This window comes from Rothia sp. QJM3NY_36 (genome assembly GCF_056173115.1).
Window position 1 is genome coordinate 1951983 of the sequence record NZ_CM149658.1, and the last position, 14830, is coordinate 1966812.

The following is a 14830-nucleotide window of genomic DNA, read 5'->3' on the forward strand; positions in this document are numbered from 1 at the left end:
ACCCGTTCTCAGCCCCGCGGCGGCGGGGCACGCGCCCCGGCGCAGGCCCTCCTCGGCGAACCGCCGATGCACTTCCCAGACACCTCTTGTCATTGCGATGGGTTCTCAATACTGTGGTGCCGGTGCCGGTGCCGCACCGTGACGGGTAGCACTGCCTCGCGAGCGCCTCGCCTCGCGCAGGTTCGACGCCTTCTCCTCGAAAGGAACCCCATGGCCGCCTTCGACTGGTCCGTCCTGACCGATCTGCTCAAGTCCGCTCTGGACATCGCCTCCCAGATCATCAAGATCCTGCAGGCCGCCGGCATCTTCGGCTGACCCACCCCCTCCCCCACCCCATCCGAGAAGGAGATCCCATGACCGTGGACGTCGCCGCCATCATCCAGGCCGCCATCGCCATCGCCCAGGACGTGCTGCCCTGGCTGGAGAAGCTGGCCCGCGCCATCTTCGGCGGGTGAAGCACCCCCAGGACCGACCCTGAGCACCCCGGGCCCCGCCCTGCCGCACCGGCAGAGCGGGGTCCGCGGCGTCCGGGGCCGCTCCGCTTTCCCGGCGCACGGGCTCGCGGCCCGCACGCACCGCACGTTCTGGCCCCGCCACCATCCACAGGTGAGCAGGATCACGAGCGCTCCGCTACAGTGGGAGGCAGTTCACACGATCCGAAGGAGCATCCCGTTGAGCGAGAACGCACAGGTCTTCCCCCCGTCCGAGGAGTTCGCCGCCCAGGCCAACGCCACCGCCGAGCTGTACGAGGAGGCGCAGCGCCGAGGCGATGAGTTCTGGGCTGAGCAGGCCCGCACCCTGCTGCACTGGGACACCGAGTTCACCGAGACCCTGGACTGGTCCACCCCGCCCTTCGCCAAGTGGTTCCAGGACGGGCGCCTGAACGCCGCCTACAACGCCGTGGACCGCCACGTGGAGGCCGGGCACGGGGACCGGGTCGCCCTGTACTTCGAGGGCGAGCCCGGGGACACCGAGGAGTACACCTACGCCCGGCTGAAGGATGAGGTCTGCCGTGCCGCCAACGCCTTCGCCGAGCTCGGCGTCGGCCACGGGGACCGCGTGGCGGTGTACCTGCCGATGATCCCGCAGGCTGTGATCACGATGCTCGCCTGCGCGCGCCTGGGCGCGATCCACTCGGTGATCTTCGGCGGCTTCTCCGCGGATGCGATCCACTCCCGGGTCAACGACGGCGAGGCCAAGCTGGTGGTCACCGCGGACGGGTCCTACCGCCGCGGCAAGCACACCCGCCTCAAGCCCACCGTGGACGCGGCGCTGGCCAAGGGCGCCCCGTCGGTGGAGCACGTGCTGGTGGTCCGGCGCAACGGGGAGGAGATCGAGTGGACCGAGCAGCGCGACGTGTGGTGGCACGACGTCGTGGACCGGGCCTCCGCCGAACACACCCCGCAGCCGCACGGGGCCGAGGATCCGCTGTTCATCCTCTACACCTCGGGCACCACCGGGAAGCCCAAGGGCATCCTGCACACCACCGGCGGTTACCTCACCCAGGCGGCCTACACCCACCGGATGGTCTTCGACATCAAGCCGGAGACGGACGTGTACTGGTGCACCGCCGACGTCGGGTGGGTCACCGGGCACACGTACATCGTCTACGGCCCCCTGCTCAACGGCACCAGCCAGGTCATCTACGAGGGCACCCCGGACTCCCCGCACCGCGGGCGCTTCTGGGAGATCGTGGACAAGTACGGGGTGAGCATCCTCTACACCTCCCCCACCGCGATCCGCACCATGATGAAGTGGGGCGAGCAGATCCCCGGGGAGTACTCCCTGGAGTCCCTGCGCCTGCTGGGCACGGTGGGCGAGGCCATCAACCCGGAGGCCTGGACCTGGTTCCACCGGGTCATCGGCCACGGTCGCTGCCCGATCGTGGACACCTGGTGGCAGACCGAGACCGGCGCCATCATGATCTCCCAGCTGCCCGGGGTCACCGCGGCCAAGCCGGGCTCGGCCCAGCGCGCGCTGCCGGGCATCAGCGCCGAGGTGGTCGACGACTTCGGCCAGCCCCTCGGCGCCGGGGAGTCCGGCCTGCTGGCTCTGACCCACCCGTGGCCCTCGATGCTGCGCACCCTGTGGGGCGATGACCAGCGCTTCCAGGACACGTACTGGTCCCGGTTCGGGGAGCGGACCTACTTCGCCGGGGACGGCGCGCGCCGGGACGAGGACGGGGACATCTGGGTGCTGGGCCGGGTGGACGACGTCATGAACGTCTCCGGGCACCGGCTGTCCACCCCGGAGATCGAATCCGCGCTGGTCTCGCACCCGGCGGTCGCGGAGTCCGCGGTCGTGGGGGCCGCGGATGAGACGACCGGGCAGGCCGTGATCGCCTTCGTGATCCTCTCCGACGCCGCCGCCGAGCAGGACGGGGACCGGGAGGAGCTGGCCGCCCAGATCCGGGCCCACGTGGGCGAGGCGATCTCCCCGATCGCCAAGCCGAAGAAGGTGCTCATCGTCCCGGAGCTGCCCAAGACCCGCTCCGGCAAGATCATGCGCCGGCTGCTCAAGGACGTGGCCGAGGATCGCCCCGTGGGGGACACCTCGACCCTGGCGGATTCCACGGTCATGGACCAGATCACCCGGTCCCTGCGCTCCTGAGCGGCCCCCTGAGCCACCCTGCCCCCTCGGGAGCCGTCGGAAGAGGACAATGGAGCCCATGAGCAAGCCCCTGTACGTCCTGAACGGACCGAACCTGAACCTGCTGGGCACCCGCAACCCGGAGGTCTACGGCACCACCACGCTCGCGGACATCGAGGCGATGGTCCGCGAGCGGGCCGGGGCCTGCGGTCTGGAGGTGGTCTTCCGGCAGACCAACGGGGAGGGGACGCTGGTGGACTGGATCCAGGAGGCCCGCTCCGAGGCCTGCGGGATCCTGCTCAACGCCGCGGCGTACACGCACACCAGCGTGGCGATCCACGACGCCCTGGAGGCAGCGGAGCTGCCGGTGGCGGAGGTGCACCTGTCCAACGTGCACCGGCGCGAGTCCTTCCGCCACCGCAGCTTCGTCTCCCCGCAGGCCGACGTCGTGCTGGCCGGGGCCGGCGCGTACGGCTACGTGATGGCCGTGGACTGGTTCGCCCAGCACCTGGACCGCTAGCCGGCGTGGCAGGTGCCGGTGCCCACCGGTGCGGACATGGTGCCCAGGGCATCCAGGACGGGGCGCAGCTCCGCCAGGGACAGGGCGTAGCCGGTCTCGCCCTGCTCGGCCTTGGCGAAGATCACCCCGATCACCTGCCCGTCCGAGTTCAGCAGCGGCCCGCCCGAGTTGCCCTGCTGCACGTCCGCGGCCAGCTGGTAGATCTGCCGGGCGGGGGCCCGGTTCCCGTCGGCGTCGCGGGTGCGGGTCTCGCTCAGGCCCTGCACGGTGGCGGTGCGGGAGGCGAAGGGCCCGCCCAGGGGGTAGCCCATGAACTCCACGAGGTCCCCCGCTGCGGCGTCCGGGCCGGTGCTCAGGGCGGCGGCCGGCAGGTCCGGCGCGGAGATCACCGCGAGGTCCGTGGCGGCGTCGTAGTGCACTACCGTGCCGGCGTAGGCGCTGCCGGTGCGGGTCTCCACCGTGGTCTCCTCCACCCCGGCGACGACGTGCGCGTTGGTCACGACCATCCCGGGAGCGACGACGAAGCCCGAGCCGGTCTGGTTCTGCAGGCAGGCCTCGGCGGTGCCGCTGACGCGCACCACCGAGTCCGCCGCGGTGTCCAGCGCCGGGTTCTCGAGGGTCTGGGTCGGGGCGGATTCGGCCGGGAACAGCCGCTCGGACAGCTCGGGGATCCCGGATTGGACGAGGACCGCGGCGCGGGCCCGGGCGATGCCCTCGCGCACCGGATCCGGGGTGAACCCCTCCAGGGAGGTGACCACCCGGGAATCCCCGAGCGCCCGGGTGATGGAAGCCACCCCGAGCTGGCCCACGGAGAAGCTGAGCACCACGATCACCAGGGCGCACGTCGCCACGTTGAGCACGGCCCCGGCCAGCCGCTCGAGGAGCCCCAGGCCGGTGCGGTCGCTCAGCCGGCGCAGGGGCCGGCCGAGGGCCAGTCCCAGGGCCTGCCCGAGGCCGATGAGCCCCACGACGCTGAGCACAGCGACGAGGATGCGCCAGCCGCCGCCGACCATGCTCACCACGAGCGGCGTGAGGTAGAAGGCCGCGACTGCGCCGAGGGCGAACCCGACGACGGAGCCGAGCGTGAGGAAGAAGCCTCGGGAATATCCGCCGATCGCGTACAGGACCATCACCAGGATGAGGATCCAGTCCAGCAGGGTGAGATTCAGGAGCATGGTGCCCTTCCGTTCGGAGGAGGCCCGCGGCGGCGCCGGTGCGGGCCGCCCCCGGGAGAGCCCTGCCATGGTACGCGGACGAGCTGGCAGGGACCTGCCGGGGCTCTGGGAACTCGATGCGCATCCTCGCCGACGACGCGATGCTGTGGCAGTTTCCCGGGGCAGCTTATACAGTGGAAGAAGGCGTTGATTACATCACAGGGTGATCTTCGTCTGCGCGGGAGGCTGGATCTTCCCCTCTGGACGAGAAGCCCTGTGACGAACCCGAAGAGAAGTGAGGAGTGCAATGGACAACGAGATCCTGCGGCGCGCGCCGCTGTTCGCGTCCCTGGACGATGAGGCCTTCGCGGCCCTGACCGAGGAGCTCACGGAGGTGGACCTCTCCCGCGGGGCCACCCTGTTCTACGAGGGTGACCCGGGGGATCAGCTCTACTTCGTGATCTCCGGGAAGATCAAGCTCGGCCGCACCGCCTCGGACGGCCGGGAGAACCTCGTGGCCATCATGGGCCCGGGGGAGATCTTCGGCGAGATGGCCCTGTTCGATCCGGGCCCCCGCTCCACCTCCGCCACCGCGGTCTCCGAGACCCGGCTGGCCGGGGTCAAGCACGCGAGCCTGAAGAAGGCCATGGAGAAGTCCCCGTCCATCTCCGCCCAGGTGCTCCAGGCCCTGGCCCGGCGCCTGCGCCGCACCAACGAGAACCTGGCGGACCTGGTGTTCTCGGATGTTCCGGGGCGCGTGGCCAAGGCCCTGCTGGATCTGGCGGACCGCTTCGGGCGCCCGGCCACGGACGGCATCCTGGTGGCCCACGAGCTCACCCAGGAGGAGCTGGCCCAGCTGGTCGGCGCCTCCCGCGAGACCGTGAACAAGGCCCTGGCCGAGTTCGTGCAGCGCGGCTGGATCCGCCTGGAGGCCCGCGCCGTGGTGATCCTGGACCTGCAGCGCCTGCGCCAGCGCAGCCGCTGAGCCCAGCCCCTCGAGGGCAGTGGGAAGGGGCGGGGCGGCGTCGAGATGATCTCGACGCCGCCCCGCCCCTTCTCTGCTCTCTGCGCGCGGATGCGGCCCCGTGCCGGTCCGGAGAGCCTGCGGCTCAGACCCCCTTGGCGCGGGGCGCGCATCCGGTGGCCGGCGGCGTGAAGCACAGGGTCAGGGCGCCGTCGCGCCGCTCCAGCTCCGGCTTCTGGGTGTGCACGGTGCGCTTCTTGGTGAGGAAGCCGATCGCGGACTGGGAGCGGGCCAGGGACTCCAGGATGCACAGCACCCCCGGGGTGATCAGCTGCTGCACCGTCAGCCCGCGGGTCTTCTCCTGGCCGATCTCCTCGCCCAGGGCGGTGGAATCCAGATCAGCGACCAGCTGGGCGGCGGTGACCCACCGGCCCCACACCCCGCGGGATTCCAGCAGCCGCGGCTTCTGCCCCACGGGCACGACGGCGGCGAAGTAGTGCGTGTCGTAGCGACGATGGCTGAAGTTGGGGCTCTGCCAGCGGCCGATGGGCTTGAGCAGGTCGGTGCGCAGCTTCAGGCCGCCGCGTTTGAGCCAGTCCACGAAGTCCAGCTCGCGCCCGGTGATCCGCTCCCGGCAGGCCATGGTCTCGCTGGCCTCGGAGTTCTCCACGGTCGCGGTCTCATCCGGTCCGGCCAGCAGCACCCCGACCTCCTGGAAGGTCTCCCGGATCGCGGCCACGACGGCGCAGCGGGCGGGGAGGATCTCCTCGTGCCCGAACTTCTGCGCCCACTGCGTCGGGGTGGGGCCGAACCAGCCGACCGGCTGCTCGTCGGCGGCCGTGGCCGCCCCACCGGGGAAGCCGACCTTGCCCAGCGGCGAGTCCGGGGAGGTGCGGTAGGTGAGGAAGGCCTCCAGACCGTCCGCACCCTCCCGGATCAGCACCACGCATCCGGCGGTGCGCAGGGGGCAGCAGGCCGCGTCGGTCTGCTCCTCCAGCCATGTCTTAGCCGCCGCCGACTCCCGCTCGGACAGGCGCAGGTGGCGCGGGGTGCGCTCCTGCTCCTCGGGGGTGCCGGTCCGGGCGATCACCCGGGGGCTGCGGGTCAGCACATCAGTCGCGGACTTCAACGATCAGTTCCACTTCCACGGGGGCGTCCAGGGGCAGGACGGCCACGCCGACGGCGGAGCGCGCGTGCGCCCCGTCCTCACCGAAGGCCAGTCCGTACAGCTGCGAGGCGCCGTTGAGCACCCCGGCCTGACCCGTGAACTCCGGGGCGGAGCTCACGAATCCGGTGGCCTTCACAACGCGCACGACCCGATCCAGATTCCCGATCGCGGATTTCACCGCGGCCAGGGTGTTCAGCGCGGCTTGCTGGGCCAGCTCCTGGGCGGTCGCGGGATCCACGGTGCCGGGCTCGCCGGAGTCGGAGACCCGGCCGGCGGCCGGCAGCTTCCCGTCGCGCAGCGGCAGCTGCCCGGCGGTGAACACGAAGGATCCGCCGCGTCGGGCGGGAACGTAGGAGGCGACGGGCGCGGCGACCTCCGGCACGGTCAGTCCGTGCTCGGCCAGCCGGGCCTCGACGGCGGAGTCGGCGGCGGCCATCTCAGGCCTCCCTGCGGCGCTTGAAGTAGGCGATGGGGTTGCTCTGCTGCGGGGCGACCATGTTCCCCGCCGGGGCATCCCCCGCGGGGGCGGCGCCGGGCAGCACGGTGACCAGCTCCCAGCCGTCCTCACCCCAGGTGTCGAGGATCTGCTTGGTCGCGTGAATCATCAGGGGCACGGTGGCGTATTCCCATTTCTCCATGCGCCCCAGCGTAGCCGCGCGGGCCCGGGCGGGCCATTCCCCGCCGCAGGCCGGTCGACGACTCTCCGCGACGAGTCCCCGAGACCTGCCCCGGCTCTTCCAGGCGGCCGGGTGCGCTGCCCCACGTGCGACGGCGTCGGGACCCCGGGACGGCACAGGGTCTGCTTGTATGCTGTGCCCATGGCTTCATCCAAGAGATCCACCCGGCGTCGGGATCGCCGCGAGCGGCGCAGGCCCAGCGACCTCCTGCAGTTCATCGCGCTGAGCATCGTCGCGGGCTTCGTCACGGCCGGCCTGCTGATCCCGCCGGCCGCGGCCGCCGGGCTGACGGCCAACGCCTCGATCAACTGGTTCAAGGGCCTGCCGGATGACCTGCAGGAGGGGCCGCTGTCCCAGCCCTCCACGATCCTCGCCAGCGACGGCTCGGAGATCACCAAGTTCTTCTCCGAGAACCGCGACGAGGTGCCGCTGGATCAGATCTCCCAGCACATGATCGACGCGCAGCTGTCCATCGAGGACAACGACTTCTACGACCACGGCGGCGTGGACGGGATGGGCATCGCCCGCGCGATCCTGAACAACATCGTCAACCCGGGCAAGCGCCAGGGCGCCTCGACCATCACCCAGCAGTACGTGAACAACCTGCTGATCGACTCCGCGGTGCAGAACGGCGGGGACCCGACGGCCACGCTGGGCGCCAACAAGGGGATGATGGACAAGATCAAGGAGATGAAGCTGGCCATCTCCATGGAGCAGAACAAGTCCAAGGACCAGATCCTCAACGGGTACCTGAACATCGTCAACTACGGCGGCTCCAACTACGGGGTCCAGGCCGCGGCGAAGTACTACTGGGGGATCGACGCCAAGGATCTGAACATCCAGCAGTCCGCGACCCTGGCGGGCATGGTGCAGTCCCCGGTGCTCTACGACCCGGCGACCAACCCGGAATCCTCCAAGAAGCGACGCAACATCGTGCTGGGCACGATGCTGCGGGACAAGAAGATCACCGAGGACCAGTACGACAAAGCCATCGACTCGGGTCTGGACCTGGACATCCACCCCACCGATTCCGGGTGCACCGTGGCGAAGAAGGACTCGCAGTACTTCTGCTCCTACGTGCAGAACGCCATCGCCCTGGAGGAGTCCCTGGGCACGACCCCGGAGGAGCGGGCCGCGAAGCTCAACCGCGGCGGGCTGACCATCAAGACCACCCTGGATCCGAAGGCGCAGTCCAAGGCCCAGGATGCCGTGGAGGGCACCCAGCCCACGGACTCCAACCCGGACAACGTGAACACCTCGCTGGTCTCCGTGCAACCGGGCACGGGCAACATCCGCTCGATGGCCCAGAACTCGCACTACTCGAATGAGCAGGGCGCGGAGAACACCATCTACAACTACAACGCGGATGAGCTGATGGGCGGCACGCAGGGCTACGCCCCCGGGTCCACCTTCAAGCCGTTCACCCTGACCGAGTGGATCAAGGAGGGCAACGGCGTCAACGCCACGGTGGACGCCTCCCCGCTGAGCTACCCGGCCGGGACCCTGTGGCACACGCCGTGCTTGGACTCGAAGACGAGTCCGAACCCGGGCACCTCCGTCTGGTCTTTCCAGAACGCGACGCCGGGATACAACTGGGCCGGGCAGAGCGTGAACTTCGGCATCTACAACTCCATCAACTCCAACCTCTTCGCCACGGCCCGGTACCTGAACCTGTGCGCCATCGGCGATGTGGCCGGGGACCTGGGGGCTGTGAACGGGGTGACCGGGGATCACATGCACCCGGAGAAGGGCATCGCCCAGCTGATCGGCACCCAGCCGGTCCCGCCGCTGTTCATGGCCAACGCCTTCGCGACCTTCGCCTCGGAGGGCATGTACTGCAAGCCGCGCGCCATCGACTCCATCACGGACCGCAACGGCAAGGCCGTGGACGTTCCGGGCACCCAGTGCACCCGCAAACTGGACAAGGACGTGGCCCGCGGGGTGAGCTACGTGCTGAAGAACGTGCTGACCCAGGGCTCGGGCTACCAGCGCGGCATCGGCCTGGAGAACGCCTCCGCGGCCAAGACGGGGACCACGGATGACTCCACCCAGACCTGGATGGTGGGCTACACCTCCGGGCTGGCGACGGCCTCGTGGGTCGGCAACAACGACCTCGGCGGTCGCTCCCTGAACGGGCTGAGCATCGGCGGGCAGTCCAAGAGCTACGTGGACGGCGCGACCTTCGCCGGCGCCCAGTGGCAGTGGTACATGAACCAGGTCAAGAACGACTACGAGCACAAGACCTTCACGGACCCCTCCGCGAAGGTCATGGGCACGCAGATCGTCTCCAAGCTGCCCTGATGAGCTCGACGGCGCGCCCGGCGGCCTTCGGTCCCCTCGCTCCCCCGCACTCCTCCGTCCGCAAGCTGGTGCGCGGCGCGGGGATCGCGGCGGGGGCCGCGGCGGGACTGGGGGCCGCCGCGCTGCTGTACGGGCGGTTCGTGGAGCTGAACCGCTTCACGGTGCGCCGAGAGAGCCTGGCGGTGCTGCCGCCGGGTTCCCCGGACCTGCGGGTGCTGCACCTGTCGGATCTGCACATGATCCCGGGGCAGCGGCGGAAGATCGAGTTCGTGCGGTCCCTGACCGGGCTGGCCCCGGATCTGGTGGTGAGCACCGGGGACAACTTCTCCCACCCCGAAGCCCTGGACCCGCTGCTGGAGGCCCTGGACCCGCTGCTGGATCTGCCCGGGGTGTACGTGCCGGGGTCGAACTGCTACTTCGCCCCGCAGCTGAAGAACCCGGCCCGGTACCTGTGGAAGGACACCTCGGCGGAGTCCGCGGCCAAGGCGGCCGCGGCGGGCGGGCACCCGGCGAGCCTGGCCGAGGGCCAGGTCTCAGCCTCCGGCGGTGCCCGCCGGGTGCTGCCCTTCCGGCGGATGCACGAGCACTTCGACGCCCGCGGGTGGACAGGGCTGGTGAACCGCACGGATTCCCTGACCGTGCGCGGGGTGCGCCTGGACTTCTCCGGGGTGGATGACCCGCACCTGGGCTACGACGAGCATCCCGGCTTCGCCCCGCAGGCCTACGCGCGGGACCCGCAGCGGCCTTCCCTGCGGGTGGGGGTGCTGCACGCCCCGTACCAGCGGTGCCTGGAGCGCTTCGCCGAGGACGGGGCCGAGGTGGTCTTCGCCGGGCACACCCACGGTGGGCAGATCTGCCTGCCGGGCGGGCGCGCGGTGGTCTCCAACTGCGACCTGGAGCCGGCCCGGGCCAAGGGCATCTCCTACCAGCGGGGGATCATGCCGGTGCAGGTCTCCGCGGGGCTGGGCACCTCCCGCTTCGCCCCGGTGCGCCTGTTCTGCCCGCCGGAGGCCGTCCTGGTGACCCTCACGGCCGCACGCGCTGAGCCGCCGTCCTCCCCCTCCTCGCAGCTGCCATGGCTCATGTCACAGGTGGGGATCCGCGGGCGTAGGGTGGAACGGTGCCTCTTCGCCTCCCGCTGACCCGCCGCTCTCCCGCCGATGAGCTGTTCGCCGAGTACCTGGCGCCCATGCGGGGCAGGCTGCGGGCCGGCATCGTCGTCGCGGTGCTGGGCGGGGCCATGGCCCTGGCCATCCCGCAGGCCCTGCGCTGGCTCGTGGACACCGTCCTGGCCCCCGGGGCCACCCCCGCCCGCGTGTGGGAGTCCGCCGGTGTCATCGCGGTGCTCGGGCTGGCCCAGGTGCTCTTCCAGTGGCTGCGCCGTCGCCTCCTGCTGGAGCCCTCCACCCGCCTGGAGATGGACATGCGGGAGCGGCTGTTCGACCACCTCCTGCGCCTGCCCGTCGGCTTCCACGACCGCTGGCCCTCCGGTCAGCTGCTCTCCCGCTCCATGTCCGACCTCGGGCTGTGCCGACGCTGGGTGGCCTTCGGCATCAGCCAGACCGGGCAGACCTGCACCATGGTCGTCTTCGGCCTGCTGCTCATGGTCGCGAACTCCTGGCAGCTCGCCCTGATCTACCTGATCGCCGTCGGCCCGGTGCTCTGGGTCATCGTGCGCACCCTGCCCCGCACCCGCGAGCTGACCCGCGCCACCCAGCAGCAGGCCGGGGACCTGGCCACCGACGTCGAGGAGTCCGTGCACGGGATCCGGGTGCTCAAGGCCCTGGGTCGCGGGGAGCACGCCCTGGGGGAGTTCTCCGAGAAGGCCGCCTGGCTGCGCGACACCGAGGTGACCCGCAGCCGCGTCTTCTCCGGGCTGAGTGCCCGGATCTGGCTGATCCCGGAGATCGTGATGGCCGCATGCCTGCTGATCGCCGGGTTCCTGGTGGCCGCGGGCGCCCTCAGCACCGGGGCGGTGGTCGCGTTCTTCGCCACCGCGGTGCTCGTCTCCACGCGGCTGCGCGACGCCGGGATGCTGCTGAACATGTACCAGTCCGCCCTGGTCGCCCGGGAGCGTCACCAGCAGATCATCGCCCAGACCGGCACCGAGGCCGTGCCGATCACCGGGGCCACCCACCCGGTCCGACCCCGCGGCGCCGGGGCCGGCTCCGTCGGGGCGGGCTCCCCCGGAGACGAGCCCTCCGGGGCGGATTCCGCGGGGGCGGAGTCCTCCGGGGCCGCGGTGAGCCTGGAGGGGGTCGGCTTCTCCTACCCGGACGAGGCCGGGGCGGAGGCGCCCGTGCTGCGCGGGGTGGATCTGCGGCTGCGCCCCGGGGAGACCGTCGCCCTGGTCGGGGCCACCGGCTCCGGCAAATCCACACTGCTGATGCTGCTGCCGCGGCTGTACGAGGCCGACGCCGGGCGGATCCTGCTGGACGGGCGGGACGCGGCCGAGCTGTCCCTGGACGAGCTGCGCGGGCAGATCGCCGTCGCCTTCGAGGAGCCGACCCTGTTCTCCGCCTCGGTGCGCCAGAACGTGCTCATGGGGGTCCCGGACGTCGTCGGACCCGATGGCCAGCCCGTGCCCGATGAGCTGCTGGACGCGGACCAGGCGGCCCGGCGGGAGCAGATCCTGACCACCGCGCTGCGGGCGGCGGCCGCGGAGTTCGCGTGGGAGCTGCCCGACGGGGTGGACACCCAGATCGGGGAGGAGGGGCTGAGCCTGTCCGGCGGGCAGCGTCAGCGCCTGGCCCTGGCCCGCGCGATCGCCGCCGATCCCCGGCTGATGCTGCTGGATGATCCGCTCTCCGCGCTGGACACCCGCACCGAGGCCGCCGTCGTGGACAACCTGCGTCGGGTGCTCACCGGGACCACGACCCTGCTCACCGCGCACCGACCCTCCACCGTGGCGCTGGCGGATCGGGTGGCCCTGCTGCGCGACGGGCGGATCGCGGCGGTGGGCACGCACCGCGAGCTGCTGGCCCTGCCCGAGTACCGGTACGTGATGAGCGCGGAGGAGGCCACCCGTGGCTGAGCGGACGACGTCGCCGGTGGGTGTGGCCGGTGAGGACGCGGTGCGCCTGGATGCGCGCCAGCGCCGGGCGGTGCGCCGGCGCAGCTTCCGGCTGCTGGCCTCGATGCTGCGCCCGGTGGCCTGGCCCGCGCTGGGCACCCTGCTGCTGGTGGTCATCGCGGACGGGCTGGGGTCGCTGGGCCCGGCGATCACCGGCTGGGGGATCGACGTCGGCTTCCCGCAGCTGCAGGCCGGGAACCCGTGGCCGCTGGTGTGGCTGACGCTGGCCTTCGCCGGGTCGGTGGGGATCTCCGCGCTGACGATCTACCTGAACGTGCTGATCACCGCGAGGATCTCCCAGCGGGTGCTCTACGACCTGCGCCGACGCACCTTCCGGCACGTGCAGCGGCTGAGCCTGGAGTTCCACGAGAAGTACACCTCCGGGCGGGTGATCTCGCGGCTGACCTCGGACCTGGAGGCGATGCGGGAGTTCCTGGATTCGGGGCTGTCCGCGATGGCCTCCTCGCTGATGTCCATGGTCATGATGAGCGTGCTGGTGGTGCTGCTGGATTGGCGCACGGCCCTGGTGATCCTGGTGGCGATGGTGCCGATGGTCGCGCTGACCCTGTGGTTCCGCCGCGCCTCGGAGGTGCGCTACCGGGCGCAGCGGGTGGCCTCGGCCCGGCTGGTGAGCCGCTTCACCGAGACGATGACGGGCATCCGCGCGGTGATGGCCTTCCGGAATCAGCCGCGGGTGCGCCGGGAGTACCTGGAGCAGGCCGACGACTACCGCGTGCAGAATCTGCGCTCCGTGCAGATCTTCGGGCTGTACATGCCGGGGGTCATGCTGATCGCCAACATGACGGTGGCGGTGGTGCTGCTGTTCGGCGGGTTCAACGTGCTGCACGGGACCCTGGCGGTGGGGACCCTGCTGTCCCTGGTGCTGTACACGCAGCGGATCTTCATGCCGATCATGGAGCTGTCCAACTTCTACAACACCCTGCAGTCCGCGGCTTCGGCCCTGGAGAAGGTCTCGGGGCTGCTGGAGGAGCAGCCCAGCGTGGCCGAGCCGAGCGACCCGCTGCCGCCCGGAGGCGGAGCCGAAGGCCGGGGCGCGGCGTCGGCGGCCGGAGGCCGGGGCGCTGCGGTTTCGGGGGCTGACCGCCGGGACGCGGCGGTGTCCGAGGCTGCCTCATCCCGGGGTGCCCTGCGCTTCGACGGCGTGGAGTTCAGCTACTCCCCCGACGCCGAGCGGCCGACCCTGGAGCGGCTGGACCTGGTGATCCCGGCGGGGCAGAAGGTCGCCCTGGTGGGGCGCACCGGTGCCGGGAAGTCCACGGTGGCCAAGCTCGTGGCCCGGTTCTACGACCCCACCCGCGGGACGATCACCCTGGACGGGGTGGATCTGCGCCGGCTGCGCGATGAGGACCTGCGCGGGCAGATCGTCATGGTCACGCAGGAGGCATTCCTGTTCTCGGGCACGGTGGCGCAGAACATCGCCCTGGGCCGCCCCGGCGCGACGCGGGCGGAGATCGAGGAGGCGGCCCGCGCGGTGGGGGCCGACGAGTTCATCCGGGCCCTGCCGGAGGGGTACGACACGGACCTGCAGCAGCGGGGCGGGCGAGTCTCGGCGGGCCAGCGGCAGCTGCTCTCCTTCGCCCGGGCCTTCCTGGCGGATCCGGCGGTGCTGATCCTGGACGAGGCCACGGCCTCCCTGGATCTGCCCTCGGAGCGCCAGGTGCAGCGGGGCCTGGACCGGCTGCTGGGCGGACGCACGGCCCTGGTGATCGCGCACCGACTCTCCACGGTCCTGGACGCGGACCGCGTGCTGGTGGTCGACGCCGGCCGAGTGATCGAGGACGGCTCCCCGACCGAGCTGATCGCCGCCGGCGGCACCTTCGCCCGCATGAACGCGGCCTGGGAGGAATCCCAGAGCTGAATCCCCCTACCGCGCCGCGCGCAAGCACACCGCGCCGACCACGCAGCCTGCCCCGCCCGGCGCAAGCACACCGCCCCGCCCCGTCCGAACACACCGCCCCATCCGCCCGGTCCATCCCGACCCGCCACTGAATCTTCAGTCCGCACCATCTGACACTGGTGATCGGCAAAACCTGAATATTCAGTCAACGTCCCCACGACTGAAGATTCAACTCGAACCATCGGCAGTGATGCTCAGCGAAAGCTGAATATTCAGGAAGCGCAGCCTGGGTTGAATATTGAGCTTTTCCCAACACTCTTGACCCCATGGCACGGCCTGAATATTCAGGCTCCGCGGTGGGCAACGATCCCCATTCGCGCCGTCATCCACAGTTCGCCGGCCACCCCTCCGCACAGCACCACCCACTGTCTGCCGAGATCATCCACCCCCTCCCCAGATCATCTACCTCCCAGATCCACTGGCCGTGAAGCTGAACGATCACTGAATATTCAGGCCTCATCATCAG

At 70.9% G+C, this 14830-nt stretch carries 11 protein-coding genes; 7 read left to right on the forward strand and 4 right to left on the reverse strand.

The window, feature by feature from the left end:
• Positions 1 to 672: 672 nt before the first annotated feature.
• Positions 673 to 2610: an acetate--CoA ligase gene (gene acs / locus AC0VXQ_RS08690; protein ID WP_475528400.1), complete on the forward strand. Its 1938-nt coding sequence runs from the start codon at positions 673 to 675 to the stop codon at positions 2608 to 2610.
• Positions 2611 to 2668: 58 nt separating this feature from the next.
• A complete protein-coding gene (gene aroQ, locus AC0VXQ_RS08695; RefSeq protein ID WP_058731621.1) occupies positions 2669 to 3109 on the forward strand; it encodes a type II 3-dehydroquinate dehydratase in 441 nt (146 codons plus the stop codon).
• On the opposite strand, the gene AC0VXQ_RS08700 is transcribed toward aroQ, so the two are convergent.
• On the reverse strand, positions 3106 to 4284 hold the full coding sequence (locus tag AC0VXQ_RS08700; protein WP_166637394.1) for a MarP family serine protease: 1179 nt from the start codon (positions 4282 to 4284) through the stop codon (positions 3106 to 3108). The genes aroQ and AC0VXQ_RS08700 overlap by 4 nt on opposite strands.
• Before the next feature lie 286 nt (positions 4285 to 4570).
• Here AC0VXQ_RS08700 and AC0VXQ_RS08705 point away from each other — a divergent pair, with 286 nt between their 5' ends.
• Positions 4571 to 5248, forward strand: coding sequence for a Crp/Fnr family transcriptional regulator (locus AC0VXQ_RS08705; RefSeq protein WP_058731623.1), 678 nt, complete (start codon positions 4571 to 4573; stop codon positions 5246 to 5248).
• A gap of 124 nt (positions 5249 to 5372) precedes the next feature.
• Here AC0VXQ_RS08705 and AC0VXQ_RS08710 read toward each other — a convergent pair whose 3' ends face one another.
• Genes AC0VXQ_RS08710 through AC0VXQ_RS08720 form a run of 3 tightly spaced genes read right to left on the reverse strand, consistent with a single transcriptional unit; the run spans position 5373 to position 7033 of the window.
• A complete protein-coding gene (locus AC0VXQ_RS08710) occupies positions 5373 to 6356 on the reverse strand; it encodes an NUDIX hydrolase (protein WP_129357717.1) in 984 nt (327 codons plus the stop codon).
• Positions 6340 to 6831, reverse strand: a complete 492-nt coding sequence (locus AC0VXQ_RS08715; RefSeq protein ID WP_058731152.1) for a RidA family protein — start codon at positions 6829 to 6831, stop codon at positions 6340 to 6342. Before AC0VXQ_RS08715 ends, AC0VXQ_RS08710 begins: the two co-directional genes overlap by 17 nt.
• Position 6832: 1 nt before the next feature.
• A complete protein-coding gene (locus AC0VXQ_RS08720) occupies positions 6833 to 7033 on the reverse strand; it encodes a hypothetical protein (protein WP_058731151.1) in 201 nt (66 codons plus the stop codon).
• A 180-nt stretch (positions 7034 to 7213) separates the two neighbouring features.
• On the opposite strand from AC0VXQ_RS08720, the gene AC0VXQ_RS08725 reads away from it, so the two are divergent.
• Genes AC0VXQ_RS08725 through AC0VXQ_RS08740 form a run of 4 tightly spaced genes read left to right on the forward strand, consistent with a single transcriptional unit; the run spans position 7214 to position 14325 of the window.
• Positions 7214 to 9373, forward strand: coding sequence for a transglycosylase domain-containing protein (locus AC0VXQ_RS08725; protein WP_224800036.1), 2160 nt, complete (start codon positions 7214 to 7216; stop codon positions 9371 to 9373).
• Positions 9373 to 10515, forward strand: coding sequence for a metallophosphoesterase (locus AC0VXQ_RS08730; RefSeq protein ID WP_224800035.1), 1143 nt, complete (start codon positions 9373 to 9375; stop codon positions 10513 to 10515). Before AC0VXQ_RS08725 ends, AC0VXQ_RS08730 begins: the two co-directional genes overlap by 1 nt.
• The gene (locus tag AC0VXQ_RS08735) at positions 10494 to 12407 is read left to right on the forward strand and encodes an ABC transporter ATP-binding protein (protein WP_475528409.1); all 1914 of its coding nucleotides are present in this window, start codon (positions 10494 to 10496) and stop codon (positions 12405 to 12407) included. Before AC0VXQ_RS08730 ends, AC0VXQ_RS08735 begins: the two co-directional genes overlap by 22 nt.
• Complete coding sequence (locus AC0VXQ_RS08740; RefSeq protein WP_224800034.1) at positions 12400 to 14325, forward strand: ABC transporter ATP-binding protein; 1926 nt, start codon at positions 12400 to 12402, stop codon at positions 14323 to 14325. Before AC0VXQ_RS08735 ends, AC0VXQ_RS08740 begins: the two co-directional genes overlap by 8 nt.
• Positions 14326 to 14830: the final 505 nt, after the last annotated feature.

Excerpts from the sequence above, each read along its gene's own strand:
- AC0VXQ_RS08730 (WP_224800035.1), top strand. The coding sequence starts at position 9,373 with ATGAGCTCGACGGCGCGCCCGGCGGCCTTCGGTCCCCTCGCTCCCCCG.
- AC0VXQ_RS08705 (WP_058731623.1), top strand. The coding sequence starts at position 4,571 with ATGGACAACGAGATCCTGCGGCGCGCGCCGCTGTTCGCGTCCCTGGAC.
- aroQ (WP_058731621.1), top strand. The coding sequence starts at position 2,669 with ATGAGCAAGCCCCTGTACGTCCTGAACGGACCGAACCTGAACCTGCTG.
- AC0VXQ_RS08720 (WP_058731151.1), bottom strand. The coding sequence starts at position 7,033 with ATGGAGAAATGGGAATACGCCACCGTGCCCCTGATGATTCACGCGACC.
- AC0VXQ_RS08700 (WP_166637394.1), bottom strand. The coding sequence starts at position 4,284 with ATGCTCCTGAATCTCACCCTGCTGGACTGGATCCTCATCCTGGTGATG.
- AC0VXQ_RS08715 (WP_058731152.1), bottom strand. The coding sequence starts at position 6,831 with ATGGCCGCCGCCGACTCCGCCGTCGAGGCCCGGCTGGCCGAGCACGGA.
- AC0VXQ_RS08725 (WP_224800036.1), top strand. The coding sequence starts at position 7,214 with ATGGCTTCATCCAAGAGATCCACCCGGCGTCGGGATCGCCGCGAGCGG.